This is a genomic window from Saccharopolyspora sp. ID03-671, assembly GCF_045278815.1.
In the GTDB taxonomy this organism is placed as follows: Bacteria; Actinomycetota; Actinomycetes; order Mycobacteriales; family Pseudonocardiaceae; genus Saccharopolyspora; species Saccharopolyspora ipomoeae.
Map to the genome: position 1 here is coordinate 2,615,694 of NZ_CP134054.1, position 15,268 is coordinate 2,630,961.

The following is a 15,268-nucleotide window of genomic DNA, read 5'->3' on the forward strand; positions in this document are numbered from 1 at the left end:
GAGTACACCCGCACACCGGACCGCCTGACGTGGGGCTACTCACCCGGGCGTGCGAACACCATCAACGCGGAGTTCTTGTTCGGCAAACCGACCTCGGCCGCCTGCGCGAAGCCCGCCTTGCCGAACGCGCCCACCGACGCTCCATTGTGGACATTCGGTTCGGCGACGACGTTCCGGCACGCCGGGTCCGCCGCGAGCAGGCCCCGCGCGACCGCGCCGAGCAGCTCCGAGCCCACGCCCTTGCCGATCGCGTCCGGCTCGCCGATCGCGATGTGCGCGCCGAGGTCGTGCGGCGCGTGCGAGTAGCAGCGCGCCAGCTTGTCCCGCTGCACCCGGTAGAGCTCCAGGTAGCCGATGTCGCGCCCGTCGCGCGCCACCACGCACGGCACCGAGTGCTCCCCGGCCAGCTGGGTGGCGAGCTCGTCGCGCCACCGCTCCAGCGGCCAGTCCTGGTTCCAGTTGACCGCGACGTGCTCGCGGTTCATCCAGCGGTGCACCAGCGCGACGTCCGCACCGCCGTCCTCGCCGGTGATCGCCACCGGTCGCAGCGACCAGCCCTCGCCCAGCTCCGGCAGCGGCACCCCGGGCACGTCAGCGGGCGGGTCGAGCCGCAGCGGGTTGCGGTGCTCGAAGGGAACCGGCCGCACCCGCACCGCACCCGTCTCGTCGCGGTACCGCAGCTGCGAGCCGTTGAGCGCGGCGAGATCGGTCAGGGTCGGGCTGGTCAGCCAGTGCTCGACCAGCTCGGCGACCTGCGAGTGCTGCTCGGCGATCCCGCCGAGCCGCTTGGCCAGCTCGGCCAGCAGGTACTCCTCGTGCACCACGCCGCGCCGGCCCAGCAGGCCGATGACGACCAGCACGCCCCGGCTGAGCAGCCGCGCGGTGAGCCCACCCCGGTCGGTGCCGTCGAACGCGAGCACCTCCGGCAGCAGCCGCTCCTCGACGTGCCGGGTCAGCCAGCGCTGGGCTTCGGCGGCGTTGGACAGCTGACGGCCCACGGCCACCAGGTCATCGCGCAGCGGCAGCGGATCCACCTCGCGACGCGGCAGGGCGTCCAGCAGCCAGTCGACGAGCGTGCCGGACTCCGGCCGGTTGATCGGCGACTCGGCGCGCGAGCGCGCCCGCGCGTCGGCCGAGCAGGCGGCGGCCAGCAGCGCCGGGTCCGCCGAGACCAGCGTCCGGCCCTCGGCGTCGAGCACACCGATCGAACCGAACCCGTGCGCACCCGTCGGGGAGTCGTAGACGACGTCCACGTGCAGCGACAGCGATCCGATGGTCAGCCGCAGCGGACCTTCGGCGACCGGCGTGTGCGTCTCGGCCAGCCAACGCCGCAGCAGCACCGAGGCCCGTTGGTGCTGTCGCCCGACCAGGTCGGCTCCGTGAGACACGCCGCGCTCCCCTCCATCTGTGAACATCTTTGTAAGCGGAGCCTAACCTAAGCACTTGATCGGGCGATAGAGCGTCACCGGCGATCGCCGCGCGGCGGCAACGGCCGGGCGAGCCGATCACCCCGATTCCGGCGTGCACTGTGGACAGATCGGTGCCAACATCTCCGGACGCGGCAAGCCGGCCAACACGATTGATCAACACCTGATCCGGTGATGATCGTTGTGTCTCGCTGGGCGTTGCCCGAACATCCGCCCTACTCTCCGAAGCATCGAATGGGCCTACCGTCCGGAGAGGAGATCACCCATGGATGACGCCGACGCAGTCGTGCCGCTCCGGCCGGGTTTCGACATCCAGGTCCGCGGTTTCAGCCGCCACCAGGTCATCGAGCACATCGAGCTCCTGGAAGACCAGCTGCGCATGGTCACCATCGATCGCAACGAAGCGGTCCGGCTCAACAACGACCTGCGCAAGCTCTGCGACGACACCCGCCGCAGCCTGGATCAGGCCGAGCAGCGCCTCAAGAGCATCGAATCCTCCGACACCGGCCTGCCGGCCGCCTCGCAGCGAGTGCAGAACATGCTCGCGATCGCCGAGGACGAGGTGCAGACCCTGCGCGATCAGGCCAAGCGCCAGGCCGAGATCATCCGCGGCACGGCGGAGACCGAGGCCCGCGCGCTGATCAGCGAAGCCGAGCAGGCCGCCTCCGAGCTCCGCGACGAGTGCAACGAGCTCGTCTCCGACGTCGAGTCGCGGCGCGCCAAGCTGCAGCGCGAGCACGAGCAGAAGCTCAGCGAGCAGCGCAGCCGCGAGTACCGGATGCGGCAGGAGATCCGCAACGAGTACAAGAAGGTCGTCACCGACGCCCAGGAGGAGTCCGACTCGCTGATCGCCGAGACCCGCAAGCAGTGCGGGCAGTGGGACGCCGAGTCGGAGCAGATGCGGCTCGAAGCCCTCGAGGAGATCCGCGTCGAGCGGATGCGGCTGGAGGAGCTGCGCTCCTCGGTGCTGCAGGCGATGGACGGCGCCAAGCGCGTCCTCGACGAGTCCGCCGCGAACCTGCGCAGCACGACCGACGGCCCCGTCGAGACCGACGGGCCGGTGGAGCCCGACGAGCACCGGCTCCAGCACGTCACGCTGCCCGAGCAGCGCGATGACGTGCAGACCTACACGATCCCGATCGAGCCGCAGCACACCACCAACGGAGCCGCCCAGGCTCCCGGTGCGCGGCAGAACTGACAGCGCTCGGCAGAGCTGACCCCGGAGGCGGCTGGTGGAAATGCTGTTTCTGATGTTCGTGTGCGGTCTCGCGGTGGCCACGCTGGTGTTCTGGCCACTGCTCCACCGCGCGAACCGCAAGGCGGAAGCGTCCCAGCAGCCGGAGGCGGCCCCGCGCGGCAAGCACGCGCTGGGCGCCGCCGCGGCTCCGGGCGAGGAGACCGCGACGGCCGAGGCGTCCTCCGAGGGCGAGAAGACCGACCGCGAGGGCGAGCCCACCCAGCCGGTGAAGATCGACGAGGCGATCGCGCCGCAGCCGCGCGCGCCCGAGCCGATGGAGATGCCGGAGATCCCGACCGACATCTTCGAGGCCCGCTACCAGGCCAAGTTCAACCGCTCCAAGCGCCGCCTGGAGCGCCTGCGCTCGGAGATCAGCAAGACCGGCTGAGCCGGCCGCGAGTCCGTGCGGTGCGAAGATGGTACGGGTGTCCCACCGGTTGCTAGGTTCGTGAACGAACCGCGCAACCGATGGCTGGAGCCTCCTTGGTGAACACCCCGCACCGGATATACCTCGTCGCCACCACCGGTCACCCCAACTACGGCGACGAGCTGATCGCCGCGGCGTGGCTCAAGCACCTGGCGAAGGTCGCTCCGCGCAGCGAGATCTGGATCGACTGCCCCAACCCCGGGCCCAGCTCGGTGATGCTCTCCGACCTGCACCCCAACGTGCGCTTCACCGACACGTTCTGGCGGTTGTGCTGGGAGGCCCCCGAGGACGAGCCGTGGGCCGTGGCGGCGTTCGTGCAGCACGCGATCCACAACCCCGGACTGGCGCCGCGCTGGGTCGCCGGCATCGAGCTGGTCAGGCAGATGGACCTGTTCCACGTGATCGGCGGCGGCTTCATCAACGGCATCTGGCCCCGCCACATCGGCCTGCTCGCGGCCACCGCCGCGGCCGCGCACCGCTCCGGCGGCCGCGCGGTGATGACCGGCCAGGGCCTCTCCCCGTCGCGGACGGGGGAGAACCGCTGCTGCGCAGCCTGGCCGACCAGTTCGAGGTCGTCGACGTCCGCGACGAGCCGTCGGCGGCGATGCTGGTCAACGCCTCCACCACCGGCGACGACATGTTCTTCGGCGTCGAGCCCGGCCTGTTCCGCACCGAGGACGACGACGTCCGCGAGGTCATGGTCTGCATGCAGTCGGACCTGCTGGACGAGACGGTCCCGGCGCTGGCCGGTTTCCTGCTCGACACGCTGCGCGAGTGGAAGGTCGACCCCGAGCAGGTGGCGTTCGTGGAGGGCATCCCGCGCGCCGACCGGGAGGTCTTCGCGCTCGTCGAGCACGACCTGCCCGGAGCCCGGTTCCACGCCTTCGACGAGATCATGCGCGAGGGCCTGCCCGCCAAGCCCGGGCAGCGGTGGCTGTCGACCCGGTTCCACCTGCACCTGCTGGCCGCCGCGGCCGGGGCGAGCGGCGTCGCGGTGTCGATCAACTCCGGCTACTACACCAACAAGCACCGGTCGCTGATCGAGCGCGGTTCGGGCTGGCAGCTGAGCGAGGGCCTGGAGATCCCGGCGAGTCCGAGCGGGGGCGGGTTCAGCACCGCCGCGCTGCGCGAGCTGCAGCAGCGCAAGTCGGCGCTGGCCAGGACCATCTACGGCTGAGCGACCCGGTCCGGCTCGGCGTGAGCCGCGTGGACGGGCGCGTCCTCCGGCGTGCGGGCCTCCGGGATCTCGCACGCCGGACCTTCCTCGGGATCCGGCCAGATCCGGGGCGCCTCGGTGATCTCGGGCCCGAGCTCGGCCTTCTCGGGCTCGTCGGATTCGGTCTGGTTCCGGCGGTCGGCGATGTAGAACGGCGCGGCGGCCAGGATCGGGACCGACATGCCGATGAACACGATCAGAAGAGAACTCACTGCCCCGGGACTCCATCCACGCCTGAAGAACGACCGCCCCCTGAATGCCCAGCTCGAGCAGGGGTTTCGCCCTGGATGTCGCTGTGCTGGGCGCTTCGTTAACACCACAAGATCGTGACCTGCATCACAACATGAATCACGCTTTGGTGTTATCCGAAGAGGGTGACGGCCCACCGCTCGCGATGAGCCGCCGTCAGCGTAACTGAGATGCGAATTCCTTGTCAGGCAAGGAATTTCGCGGTCGGCCAGGTCTCCTTGATCCACGCGCTGTTCCAGAACAGCCACTCGTACTCGGTCGCGCGGGCGAACGCGGCGAACATCTGCTCCCGCGTCGCCTCGTCGGCGCGCGCCGCGACCTTGTCGGTGAGCTCGCGCGCGGACAGCACCGCCTCGGCGAACTCGTCGTCGGCGTAGGTGGTGATCCACGCCTTGTACGGGTGACCGTCGATGGCGCCGGTCGCGTCGAGGATCGTGCTGCCGACGTGCTGGTAGACCCAGAAGCACGGCAGGATCGCCGCCAGCAGCACCGGGTAGGACTCGGTCAGCGCGCAGGCCCGCAGGTAGGACGTGTAGCCCAGGCACGTCGGCGAGGTGTCGATCCCGGCGATCTCCTCGTCGGTCAGCCCGAACTCGGCGACGTAGCCGGCGTGCAGCCGGCGCTCCTCGATCAGCGCGCCCTGCGCGGCACCGGCCAGGAACGCCGCGTCCGCGGCGTCGTCGGCACGGGCCGCCGCGGCCGACAGCGCCTGCGCGAAGCCGACCAGGTAGCGGGCGTCCTGGACGATGTAGAAGGCGAAGACGTCCCGCTGCAGGCTGCCGTCGGCGAGCGCGACGTTGAACGGGTGCTCCTCGATCGCCTTCTGGAGTCCGGCGGTCCGGTCCCACGCCTCAGCGCAGAAACCCCCGGCAGGCGGTGCGGGCAAGGTGCTCATGAAAACCCTCGCAGAGATCGGTGGGTCCGGGAGTCGGACAGTTCTAGCCAGAACTGTCCATGATCGAAGTCCGAAATGTCCGGTCAATTATGGCTAAAACTGTCACCACCAGCGGTGGAAGTGGTGCACCGGACCGTGACCGCGGCCCACGTCGAGGCGCTCCGAGGCGCGCAGCGCGTCGGTGAGGTACTGCTTGGCCTCGCGAACGGCCTCCAGCCAATCCGCGCGCTGCGGGCGCAGCGCCGCGATCGCCGCCGAGAGCGTGCAGCCGGTGCCGTGATCGTTGGTGGTGGCCACCCGCTCGCTGCTGAGGAACTCGGCCAGCCCGTCGCCGTGGAGCAGGTCGACGCTGGTCTCCCCGTCCAGGTGACCGCCCTTGAGCAGCACCTGCTTGGCGCCCAGGCCCGCCAGCCGCTCGGCCTGCGCCGGCATCTCGTCGGGGCTGCCGATCTCGGACTCGCCGAGCAGGTCGGCCGCTTCCGGCAGGTTCGGCGTGATCAGGTCCACCCGCGGCAGCAGCACGTCGCGCAGCGCGCCGACGGCCTCCGGCGCCAGCAGCCGGTCGCCGCTCTTGGCGACCATGACCGGGTCGAGCACCACGAACCGCGGCGCGTAGCGCTCCAGCACGGCCGCGACGGCGCGGATGACCTCGGCGTTGGCCAGCATGCCGATCTTGACCGCGTCCACCCGGACGTCGTCGAGCAGCGTCACCAGCTGGTCGGTGATGAAGTCCGGCGGCACCTCCTGCACCCGGCTCACCCCGGTCGTGGTCTGCGCGACCAGCGCGGTGATCACCGACATGCCGTAGGCGCCGTTGGCGGAGAAGGCCTTGAGGTCGGCCTGGATACCGGCACCGCCGCTCGGATCGGTCCCGGCGATGGTCAGCACGTTGGGGGCCATGACGTCCCTCCGCTAGTACGAGCTAGGTCAGGTTCAACGGGTCTGTTCTCAGCCCCTGGCCGGGGCACCCCGCGTCACTGGCACCAACCTAACAACCGAGGGCAAGCCCCGGCCCCGCGCGGTTCAGTCGATCAACCCGAGCACCTGGCCGACGCTGAGCACCTCGCCCGCCCGCACCTGGTGCCACGCCGTGCCGGTGGCCAGCGCCCGCACCCTGATCCCGGGGCCGTCGGAGTCGGCCGGACGCAGCTCGGCCAGCGGCTGACCCGCCCGCACCCGGCTGCCGTCCGGCACCAGCCACCGCACGACCACCCACCGGTCCGGGCCGGGCCGCGCGCCCGGCAGGTGCAACTCGGTCATCTCGCGGCCCCCCGCCTCGCCGAGCGGTCAGGATGCGGCGAATGCCGCAGCGGATGAGCCCACCCGCAGGAAAAGCCACCCCGATGGAGCAGTGCGATCGCGATCGATTTCACACCGTGAAAGCCCCCACCGGAAGGCAAGGTCACCCTTCGTCGAAGACTAAAGTGGAGGGCGATGGAAACCACGACCGATGCCCCAGGCTTCGCCCGCTCGCGCCGGCAGCGTCCTGCTCAGGACCCGGCGCAGATCTGGGCGCCGCTAGCGGACCTGACCGAGGCCGCCGTCGCGGCCGCCGGATCGGGGACGGTGGCGATCACCCGCGGATTCGACCGCAACAGCCGTCAGCGCGCCAAAGCGCTGCGCGAACTGCTGTCCCGGCGCGACGTGCCGGCGATCGAGGTCACGCCCGCCCCGGGCAGTGACCGGCTGCTGACCGACGTGGCGGTCAGCGCGGTGGTCAACCTGATCGGCGCCGGCTCGTGGCAGCCCTACCGGCTGGCCGCGCAGCTGCGCGCCCCGGTGCTGACCCCCAAGCCCGGCACCGAGCCGGGCGAGGAGGCCACCAGGGATGTCATCGCGCTGGCCGGCGAGGAGTCCGGCAAGCGGGACGTCGCGCTCTCGCACGTCGCGGTCCGCGGCGACAACCCGGCCGAGGGTCGGCTGACCGTGTCCTTCGACGGCTCCGAGCAGGTCATCGAGGGCGGCTGGCTGACCGCGACGGTCTCCGGCGACGCGCTGAGCGTGCAGTTCGGCGGCCAGGACCTGGCCGAGCAGGCGGTCACCACCGGCACGATCCGCGTCCAGGCCTCCGACGCACCGCACCGCCTGGTGCGCGACGAGCTGCCGATCGCCGACTTCGAAGGCGCGGTCGTGCTCTCCGCCGAGGAAGCCGGGCTGAAGGTTCGCCCGGTCTGACCAAATCTGACACCGGACGGGTGTATCCGGCTAACAGCACCGGCTCAGGGGCGATTCCCGTTGTGGGATCGCCCCTGAGTCGTGTCCGGGGTCGCGACCGGGGAACCGCAGGTCCGGACATGGCTCACAGCGTTTTCAGGTGATTTCGCCGCAGTGCCGTCATGCACGTCGGGCCGGCGCGTCCCTACACCGGAAGCGCGCAGCGCGCCGCTTCACCGCATCTGGCGGATCGGCACAGGGAGGCTGGGACTGTGGGGCCCAACCAGGAGTGGCACATCAGCTGCCGCGACGTCGCCGGACGGCGACAGGACATGTCGGTGTTCGTCAACCACGGCCGGGTCGTGATCGTGTCACCGCCCGGGGAGACGGCGGTGCTCTCACCGCTGGAGGTCGGCCGTCTGCGCGCGGCCCTGCGCGACGCGGTCGTCACCGCGGCGGGGACCGAGTAGGCCCCGACCCGGATCACTGGGGGTCGGCGCGGCGGGAGAGGCTCCCCCCTCACCCGCCGCGCCGCCTACGTCGCGACCGCGGAATCGGGATACTCGACACGGAGGGCTTGGCCGGGAGGATTACTCACGGCACAATCTACTCCCGAGTAGGTTTCGCGGACGAGGGGTGACCGAGTGAGCTTTCTGCGGCGACTGCCGAGCTTTCTGACCAACCACGCCGCACCGGCCCTGCACACCTTGTTCGTGCTGGTCAAGCAGGGTGTGGTGCGACCGATGCGGCCCGACAGGCTGGTCCGCATCGCCCTGGCCTACCGCCGTTGGGGCATCACCCTGCCGCTCGGCTTCGCCGTCGGCGCCGCGCGCCACCCGGACCGACCGGCCGTGATCGACGAGCGCGGAGCGCTCAGCTACGCCGAGCTCGCCACCCGCACCACCCGGCTGGCCGCCGCGCTGCGCGACCGGGTGCCCGCCAGGACCCGCGTCGGCGTGCTCACCCGCAACCACCACGGGCCCGTCGAGGTCATCGTGGCCGCCGCCAAGCTCGGCGTCGACGTCGTGCTGCTCAACGTCGGGCTCAGCACCCGCCAGCTCGCCGACGTGCTCGCCGAGCAGAACGTCAGCCTGCTCGTCCTCGACGAGGAGTTCGCCGGACACCTCCAGGACCTGCCCAGCGACCTCGACGTCGTCCTCGGGTGGGCCGACGGGCCCACCGAGCACCACACGCTCGACCACCTCATCGCCACGGAGCCCGCCACCAAGCTCCCGCGGCCGCCGCGGCACTCGCGGCTGATCGTGCTCACCTCCGGCACCACCGGGACGCCCAAGGGCGCTCGCCGGCCCGACCCGCCGAGCCTCAACCCCGCGGGCGCGGTGTTCTCCCGCATCCCGCTGCGCGCCGGCGAGCGCGTCCTGCTCAGCGCTCCCCTGTTCCACACCTGGGCGATCGCCGGGTTCCAGCTCTCCGCCGTGCTCGGCGCGACGCTGGTGCTGCGCCGCAAGTTCGACGCCGTCGACACGCTGCGGACCGTGCAGCGGCACCGGGTCAGCGCCATGTTCGGCGTCCCGGTGATGCTGCAGCGGATCCTCGACCTGCCCGCCGAGGAGCGCGAGCGGTTCGACACCTCGTCGCTGCGCATCGTCGCCGCCAGCGGTTCCGCGCTGCCCGGTGACCTGGCCACCCGATTCCAGCGCGCCTTCGGCCCGGTGCTCTACAACCTCTACGGTTCCACCGAGGTCTCGTGGGTCAGCATCGCCACGCCCGCCGACCTGCGCGCCGCCCCGAGCTCGGCCGGGCGGCCGCCGCGCGGCACGCAGGTGCGCATCCTCGACGACAACGGCGAACCGGTCCGCCGAGGCGAGACCGGGCGGATCTTCGCAGGCAACGACATGCTGTTCGACGGCTACACCAACGGCAACAGCCGGGAACGCCGCGACGGCCTCATGTCCACCGGCGACCTGGGACGATTCGACCGATCCGGACGCCTGTTCATCGCGGGCCGCGAGGACGACATGATCATCTCCGGCGGAGAGAACGTCTACCCCAAGGAGACCGAGGACGCCATCACCAGGCTCGACGAGGTGGCCGAGGCCGCCGTCATCGGCGTCGACGACGCCGACTTCGGTCAGCGCCTGGCCGCGTTCGTCGTGCCCCGCGATAAGGGCGCCCTCGACGCCGACCAGGTCCGCAACCACGTGCGCGGGTGCGTCTCGAAGTTCGCCGTCCCGCGCGATGTGATCTTCCTCGACGAGCTCCCCCGCAACCCCACCGGCAAGGTCGTCCCCCGCGAACTGCGATCCCACCTCGACGAATAGCCGAGGTACCGATCAAGACACTCTTCCCGCGGCCCGGGGGTCGCGGGAGTTAGGCTGCGTCGAGTGAATGACCGTCTAGTGTGGATCGACTGCGAAATGACCGGGCTGGAGCTCGGCAAGGACGCGTTGATCGAAATCGCCGCCCTGGTCACCGACGCCGACCTCAACATCCTCGGCGACGGCGTCGACATCGTCATCCACGCCGATGACGACGCCCTCGCCGGGATGCCCGAAGTCGTGCGCGACATGCACGCGCGCTCCGGGCTCACCGACGAGGTCCGCGCCTCCCAGGTGACCCTCGCCGAGGCCGAGCAGCAGGTCCTGGAGTACATCCGGCAGTACGTGCCCGACGTGCGCTCCGCACCGCTGGCCGGCAACTCCATCGCCACCGACCGCGGGTTCATCGCCCGCGACATGCCGCAGCTCGACGCCCACCTGCACTACCGGATGGTCGACGTCTCCTCCGTCAAGGAGCTCTGCAAGCGCTGGTACCCGCGCATCTACTACGCGCAGCCGGAAAAGGGACTCGCCCACCGCGCCTTGGCCGACATCCGCGAATCCATCCGCGAACTGGCCTACTACCGGCGCACCGCGTTCGTCCCGCACCCCGGCCCCAGCAGCGAGCAGGCCCAGGCCGTCGCCGCCGAACTCCTCAGCGACAACGAAGGGGTCAGCGGGACCACCAAGGCCCGCGAGCAGTCCTGAGACTGCCGCTGAGCTGCTCGGACGCGAAAACCGGAGCCGGTGGAAAACCCCTCGCGGGCACACGCTAGGATGGTTCTCGTTGCTCCGGACGGGGCCCGGCAGGGCGCGGTCCGAGCGGCCGAGGTGGGTGTAGCTCAGTCGGTAGAGCACTGGGTTGTGGTCCCAGGTGTCGCGGGTTCGATTCCCGTCACTCACCCTAGAGAAAGTTGCAGGTCAAAACTCCGGCCGACTGCCAAAAGGGCAGTCGGCCGGAGTTTTTTAACCTTGCGATGTCCGATATTGGGAGCGGAATGGGAGCGCACCTCCCGGATCACGGCTCCCGACAGGGCGTCAGCAGCTCGTCGAGCAGCGGCACCGGCGAGTGCAGAGTTGGCTTCGCGCGAGCTCCCAGCGACGCGCTTAGCCGGCGTAGTGCCCTTATTCCGAAGGTGTCGTATTCCTCGCAGACGCGGTCGGTCACGGATCAGCTGCCCGAGCAACACCTTGTCGACGTCATGGCTTGAGTCAGGACCACTCACCCTGCTGCAGCGGATCGCTACATGCGCTGCGCCCCGGGTGGTCCTGGGGAAGTGGGCGTGAATGGCGAAGTTGGGGGTCCCACCCGACCCGACCCGTTCTGCATCACGCGATTCAGACTCGTAGCGTCACGATTCGGTTACTTCTCGTGAATTCGCTGGTATGGAGGCCGCCATGTCTCGCCGCACGCTGTCCCTGCTCGGTTCTCTGGCCGCCGCCGGAGCGCTAGCTCTGCCCCTGACGCTGCCCGCCCACGCCGATGATGCCGAGGTGCACTTCTCCAACGACCTCGGGGCAAACGAAGAACACAGCCTCGACGAAGGCTGCATCCCCGTAAGCCCGACGTTCAACCAGGTCAGCAACGGCAGCGGTGACCCGCTCGGGGTCTTCCTCGGTGGCAATTGCAGCGGCGACCCCGTGAAGGAAGTGATGCCGGGCGAGCAGCAGACCCTGGAGCCCAACCCCATCGGCTACAGCGTCAGAGCGCTGGAGTGAGCTGAACACTTGCGTCGCTGGTCGGCGGCGATCGCCAGGCCCGGTGCTTGAGAACTGCCGCTGCTCGCACCCACCGCCGTCGGCGTGATCTCTTCGCTGGTCGGGGGACATCCATTGGTGGTGGCTGTCCTGCGGCCCGCTCCGGCGCACGGCAGCGTCATGCGCGGCAAGTTTCCGTTCGAGCGGAAGGAATCGACGATGATGCGCACGATCCTGGCAGCTGCCGCAGCAGCCCTCGCCGGCGGGATTGCACTTGCTCCGGCCGCAGCCGCAGCACCGGCCGAACCCCCGGACCCCGCGAATCCTGTGGACATGGTCAACGTCGTCCCAGACGCAATCGCTGCTGCCGCCGCCGATGCGAGCTCCGCTGCCCTCCAGAATGTCACCGGAGGCAACTGAGTCACGCCTGCGGCAGTCTCCGCACCCTGAGCTATGTCCCTCGGCCCAAATTGCAGGTCAGAACTCCGGTCGATAGCCCAGCGGGCTGTCGACCGGAGTTTTTTGGTTCTGCCACGTCTGATTCCGGGAGCGGAATGGGTTCCAGCAGCTCGTCGAGCGAGGTACGGCTCCCGCACCTCCTCCGGGCCCGCCAGGACCGGTCGTCAGGGCTCACGTCCCGCGTTCTCCGCTCGCACCGGGGCCCGCTCGCCGGCGCGGCGACCGCCGAGAGCGATTCACCTGACACGGGCATCCGAGTGGCAGGAGCACCGCGCACGCCGTACCTCTGGACGGCGCAAGAACTCGAATCCGGCTGGAAGGGAATCGAAGCAATGCGCATTCGCGCCACACTCGCTGCCGTCACGCTCGCCGGCGCCGCTGTTCTCGGCATGGCCGGGAGCGCCGCCGCCCAAGACGACGACGACCCCGTTTGCGACTTCGCTGAACCCGGCACTCCGCTCTACATCGCCTGCGAAGACGGAGACGACTGACGGCACGGCCCGCTCCGGCGCACGGCGGCGCCGTGCGCGGCGAGCTTCCACCCGGGGCGGGCAAAGAGAAAGCGACTGCGTCGCTTGCCTGACGCAGTCGCTTTGCTCTGGTTGTCTTACTTGTTGCCCTTCTTCCACTGTTCCCAGGGGACTTGCCAGTCTCCGAAGCCGTCCCAGGAGCGCAGGTCCGGGCCGCCCGAGTTGGTGATCTCGACCACGTCGCCCTTCTTGAGCAGGTTGAAGATCCACTCGGCGTTCTCGTTGCTCATGTTGATGCAACCGTGGCTGACGTTGCGGTGACCCTGGTCGGCGACCGACCACGGGGCCGCGTGCAGGAACTCGCCGCCGTTGGAGATGCGGACCGCCCACTCGACCTCGGTCTGGTAGCCACCGGCTTCCAGCGGCAGGCCGTAGGTCGTGGAGTCCATCATCTTCTTGCGGTGGTGCTCGGTCACCACGTGGATGCCGTTGTTCGACGGGAACTCCGGCTTGCCCAGCGCCACCGGCATGGTCCGGATGACCTGGCCGTTCTTCTCGACGCTCATCTGGTGCGATGCGCCGTCGGCCTTGAGCACCACGCGGTCGCCGATGGTGATGGTGGCCTCGCGGTCCTCCTCACCCCACAGACCCGGGCCGAACTCGTGGCCGTAGGCGTTGACGTCGATCGAGATCTTCGTGCCCGCCTGCCAGTAGTCCTTCGGCCGCCAGTGCACCTCGCGGCTGTTGAACCAGTAGAACGCGCCCTCCACGGCCGGTTCGGTCGCGATCTTGATCGCTTCCTCGGCCTTCGCCTTGTCCGGCGCGGGCGCGTCCTTGCTGAACCGGAACACCAGCGGCTGCCCGACGCCCACGGTCTCGCCGTCCAGCGGGATCATCGAGACGTAGGTCTGCGACTTCGGCTGAACCGTCGTGAACGTCGACTGCTGCGTGATCGCAGGCCCCTCGCCCTGCGCCGTCACCGCCAGCGTGTACGTCTTGCCGTACCCGGCCTTCTCCGTCGACGTCCAGCTCACGCCGTCCGGAGAGATCTGACCGGGCACCTCCTTGCCGTCGGAGTTCGTCAGCTTCGCGTTGACGATCTTGCCGCGGCTGACCTTCGCCGTCACCGGGTCCAGCGGTGACACGTCCTTCGTCCCGTTCTGCGGTGCGAACTGGACCACCGGGGCCTGCGGCCCCTGCTCCTCCTCGGCTGACGCTCCCCCGCCACCGCTGCACCCGGCGACCAGCAAACCCACCAGCCCGACGACCAGCCCAGCCGTCGGACGGCCAACCCGCGAGAAAAACCCGACCGGGTTACACCTTCCAGTCATTGGCAACTATCCGTCCCGTCACAAAGCACACCTGCGCCTCACGACCAGTGTGCCGTAATCGCCCGACCGTGCGTGCAGCGACCAGGCCCCCACGCAGTGTCATATTCCGCAGGTCCTCGGTCGCTCATCACACCCCTCCGGAGGACGCGCGTCGGCCTCCCGGGTTGCGCTCGCGATCCGGGTGACCCCCTGCCGGAGGACCCGCGCACAGCCGTGCTAGAGTTTTCGACGTCGCCAGGGAGACCGGACGGAAACCCCGGAGGACACGCCAGCGCCAATAGCTCAACTGGCAGAGCAGCTGACTCTTAATCAGCGGGTTCGGGGTTCGAGTCCCTGTTGGCGCACAGCAGCGAAAGGCCCGCCTTCCCGGCGGGCCTTTTTCGTTTTCCGATCCGCCGAATTGTGCCCCAGAACACGAATCGGACCTGCTGCGCAGGCCGTTCCGAGCCCGTGCTAATCTTTTTCGCGTTGCCGGGGAGACCCGGTGAGGCCAGCGCCAATAGCTCAACTGGCAGAGCAGCTGACTCTTAATCAGCGGGTTCGGGGTTCGAGTCCCTGTTGGCGCACACGACGAAGCGCCCTCCGCCATTCCGGCCGAGGGCGCTTTCTCATTCCCGCCCCTCTTTCACCCATTCCCCGAACTTGACGGCGAGTTCGACCCGCGAAGCGCATCCGAGCTTGGTCCGGGCCCGAGCCACGTGCGAATCCACGGTGCGCACCGAGACCACCAGCCGCTCGGCGACCTCGCGGTTGGTCAGCCCATGAGCGACCAGCTCCGCCACGCGCAGCTCGGCGGCGGTCAGGCTCCCCCAGCCGTGCTTGGGCCGGTCCCGCGACCCGGTCGCGCCGCGACGCACCCCGTAGGAGCGCAGCGCGGCCCCGGAGCGGTTGATCTCGCGGTCCGCTGCCAGGTTCGCGTAGTGGTCGATGGCGATCTGGTCGGCGGCCTTGGCCTCGGCCGTCTTGCCGGACGCGGCCAGCGCCACGGCGGCGTCCTCGGCCGCGTTCGCTGCGGCCATCGGCAACCCGGCATCGGCGAAGTTCTTGGCGGCGCCCAGCAGCAGGTCCACATCGCCGTCGATCAAGCCCTGGCAGTAGAGGACCGCGCTGTAGGGCTCGGCGGACTCGTCGGTCTGGAAGTTCCGCAGCTGGTCGAGCAGCACTTGCGCGAGTTCACGATCACCGCCGGCCAGGGCGATCCGGACCAGGGGCGCGGCAACCGGAGTCATCGCCGGATCGTCGCGATCCCACACGTCGGAGCCCTCCACCAGGTTCCGCACGAGTCCCAACGCCTTGTCGATGTCGCCGACCGCCTCGGCGATGATCGCGCGAGCGCAGTTGATGAGCGAGTCGTAGAGATGACTGAGAGGACCACCGAGATCCTTCTCGGCGAGTTCGATGTGCAACTGGGCGGCCGGAAGGTCCC

At 69.7% G+C, this 15,268-nt stretch carries 17 protein-coding genes, 3 tRNA genes, 1 pseudogene and 1 riboswitch; of the genes and pseudogenes, 14 read left to right on the forward strand and 7 right to left on the reverse strand.

Going from position 1 to position 15,268, the window contains the following annotated elements; all coding sequences use genetic code 11:
* Nucleotides 1–35: 35 nt before the first annotated feature.
* Nucleotides 36–1,388: a GNAT family N-acetyltransferase gene (locus tag REH65_RS11680; RefSeq protein ID WP_406692436.1), complete on the reverse strand. Its 1,353-nt coding sequence runs from the start codon at nucleotides 1,386–1,388 to the stop codon at nucleotides 36–38.
* Between the two features lie 304 nt (nucleotides 1,389–1,692).
* Between REH65_RS11680 and REH65_RS11685 the strand changes: the two genes are divergently transcribed.
* From REH65_RS11685 to REH65_RS11700, 4 genes and pseudogenes are all read left to right on the forward strand, one after another.
* Nucleotides 1,693–2,625, forward strand: coding sequence for a hypothetical protein (locus REH65_RS11685; protein WP_406692437.1), 933 nt, complete (start codon nucleotides 1,693–1,695; stop codon nucleotides 2,623–2,625).
* A 34-nt stretch (nucleotides 2,626–2,659) separates the two neighbouring features.
* The gene (locus REH65_RS11690; RefSeq protein WP_406692438.1) at nucleotides 2,660–3,052 is read left to right on the forward strand and encodes a hypothetical protein; all 393 of its coding nucleotides are present in this window, start codon (nucleotides 2,660–2,662) and stop codon (nucleotides 3,050–3,052) included.
* 80 nt (nucleotides 3,053–3,132) lie between these two features.
* Nucleotides 3,133–3,570: pseudogene (locus tag REH65_RS11695) on the forward strand (polysaccharide pyruvyl transferase family protein); the annotation flags it as partial.
* 125 nt (nucleotides 3,571–3,695) lie between these two features.
* Complete coding sequence (locus REH65_RS11700; protein WP_406692439.1) at nucleotides 3,696–4,268, forward strand: hypothetical protein; 573 nt, start codon at nucleotides 3,696–3,698, stop codon at nucleotides 4,266–4,268.
* Here the strand turns inward: REH65_RS11700 and REH65_RS11705 are convergent.
* The 4 genes from REH65_RS11705 to REH65_RS11720 all read right to left on the reverse strand — a co-directional run bounded on the left by REH65_RS11705 (nucleotide 4,259) and on the right by REH65_RS11720 (nucleotide 6,711).
* The gene (locus tag REH65_RS11705) at nucleotides 4,259–4,519 is read right to left on the reverse strand and encodes a hypothetical protein (protein ID WP_406692440.1); all 261 of its coding nucleotides are present in this window, start codon (nucleotides 4,517–4,519) and stop codon (nucleotides 4,259–4,261) included. The two genes, REH65_RS11700 and REH65_RS11705, sit on opposite strands and share 10 nt — an antisense overlap.
* Before the next feature lie 221 nt (nucleotides 4,520–4,740).
* Nucleotides 4,741–5,451: a thiaminase II gene (tenA, locus tag REH65_RS11710; protein ID WP_406692441.1), complete on the reverse strand. Its 711-nt coding sequence runs from the start codon at nucleotides 5,449–5,451 to the stop codon at nucleotides 4,741–4,743.
* 102 nt (nucleotides 5,452–5,553) lie between these two features.
* Nucleotides 5,554–6,351, reverse strand: a complete 798-nt coding sequence (thiD, locus tag REH65_RS11715; protein WP_281457199.1) for a bifunctional hydroxymethylpyrimidine kinase/phosphomethylpyrimidine kinase — start codon at nucleotides 6,349–6,351, stop codon at nucleotides 5,554–5,556.
* Nucleotides 6,339–6,433, reverse strand: a riboswitch (TPP riboswitch). Its footprint overlaps the gene before it by 13 nt.
* 41 nt (nucleotides 6,434–6,474) lie before the next feature.
* Nucleotides 6,475–6,711 carry a hypothetical protein gene (locus REH65_RS11720; protein ID WP_281457200.1) on the reverse strand — a complete coding sequence of 79 codons (237 nt, stop codon included), beginning with the start codon at nucleotides 6,709–6,711 and terminating at the stop codon, nucleotides 6,475–6,477.
* Between the two features lie 174 nt (nucleotides 6,712–6,885).
* Between REH65_RS11720 and REH65_RS11725 the strand changes: the two genes are divergently transcribed.
* The 8 genes from REH65_RS11725 to REH65_RS11760 all read left to right on the forward strand — a co-directional run bounded on the left by REH65_RS11725 (nucleotide 6,886) and on the right by REH65_RS11760 (nucleotide 12,532).
* The gene (locus tag REH65_RS11725; RefSeq protein ID WP_281457201.1) at nucleotides 6,886–7,626 is read left to right on the forward strand and encodes a hypothetical protein; all 741 of its coding nucleotides are present in this window, start codon (nucleotides 6,886–6,888) and stop codon (nucleotides 7,624–7,626) included.
* Between the two features lie 251 nt (nucleotides 7,627–7,877).
* Nucleotides 7,878–8,075, forward strand: coding sequence for a hypothetical protein (locus tag REH65_RS11730; protein ID WP_281457209.1), 198 nt, complete (start codon nucleotides 7,878–7,880; stop codon nucleotides 8,073–8,075).
* Nucleotides 8,076–8,249: 174 nt separating this feature from the next.
* Nucleotides 8,250–9,887 carry an AMP-binding protein gene (locus REH65_RS11735; RefSeq protein ID WP_406692442.1) on the forward strand — a complete coding sequence of 546 codons (1,638 nt, stop codon included), beginning with the start codon at nucleotides 8,250–8,252 and terminating at the stop codon, nucleotides 9,885–9,887.
* A gap of 63 nt (nucleotides 9,888–9,950) precedes the next feature.
* On the forward strand, nucleotides 9,951–10,592 hold the full coding sequence (orn, locus tag REH65_RS11740; protein WP_406692443.1) for an oligoribonuclease: 642 nt from the start codon (nucleotides 9,951–9,953) through the stop codon (nucleotides 10,590–10,592).
* 123 nt (nucleotides 10,593–10,715) lie between these two features.
* Nucleotides 10,716–10,788, forward strand: a tRNA-His gene (locus REH65_RS11745).
* Nucleotides 10,789–11,282: 494 nt separating this feature from the next.
* Nucleotides 11,283–11,603: a hypothetical protein gene (locus REH65_RS11750; protein ID WP_406692444.1), complete on the forward strand. Its 321-nt coding sequence runs from the start codon at nucleotides 11,283–11,285 to the stop codon at nucleotides 11,601–11,603.
* 84 nt (nucleotides 11,604–11,687) lie between these two features.
* Nucleotides 11,688–12,002, forward strand: coding sequence for a hypothetical protein (locus tag REH65_RS11755; protein WP_406692445.1), 315 nt, complete (start codon nucleotides 11,688–11,690; stop codon nucleotides 12,000–12,002).
* A 296-nt stretch (nucleotides 12,003–12,298) separates the two neighbouring features.
* A complete protein-coding gene (locus REH65_RS11760; protein ID WP_406692446.1) occupies nucleotides 12,299–12,532 on the forward strand; it encodes a hypothetical protein in 234 nt (77 codons plus the stop codon).
* Nucleotides 12,533–12,648: 116 nt separating this feature from the next.
* Here the strand turns inward: REH65_RS11760 and REH65_RS11765 are convergent, their stop codons facing one another.
* Nucleotides 12,649–13,767, reverse strand: a complete 1,119-nt coding sequence (locus tag REH65_RS11765; protein WP_406692447.1) for an Ig-like domain-containing protein — start codon at nucleotides 13,765–13,767, stop codon at nucleotides 12,649–12,651.
* 346 nt (nucleotides 13,768–14,113) lie between these two features.
* Between REH65_RS11765 and REH65_RS11770 the strand changes: the two genes are divergently transcribed.
* Nucleotides 14,114–14,186: transfer RNA gene (locus REH65_RS11770), tRNA-Lys, on the forward strand.
* Nucleotides 14,187–14,335: 149 nt separating this feature from the next.
* Nucleotides 14,336–14,408: transfer RNA gene (locus REH65_RS11775), tRNA-Lys, on the forward strand.
* A gap of 42 nt (nucleotides 14,409–14,450) precedes the next feature.
* Here the strand turns inward: REH65_RS11775 and REH65_RS11780 are convergent.
* Nucleotides 14,451–15,248, reverse strand: a complete 798-nt coding sequence (locus REH65_RS11780) for a LuxR C-terminal-related transcriptional regulator (RefSeq protein WP_406692448.1) — start codon at nucleotides 15,246–15,248, stop codon at nucleotides 14,451–14,453.
* Between the last annotated feature and the right edge of the window lie 20 nt (nucleotides 15,249–15,268).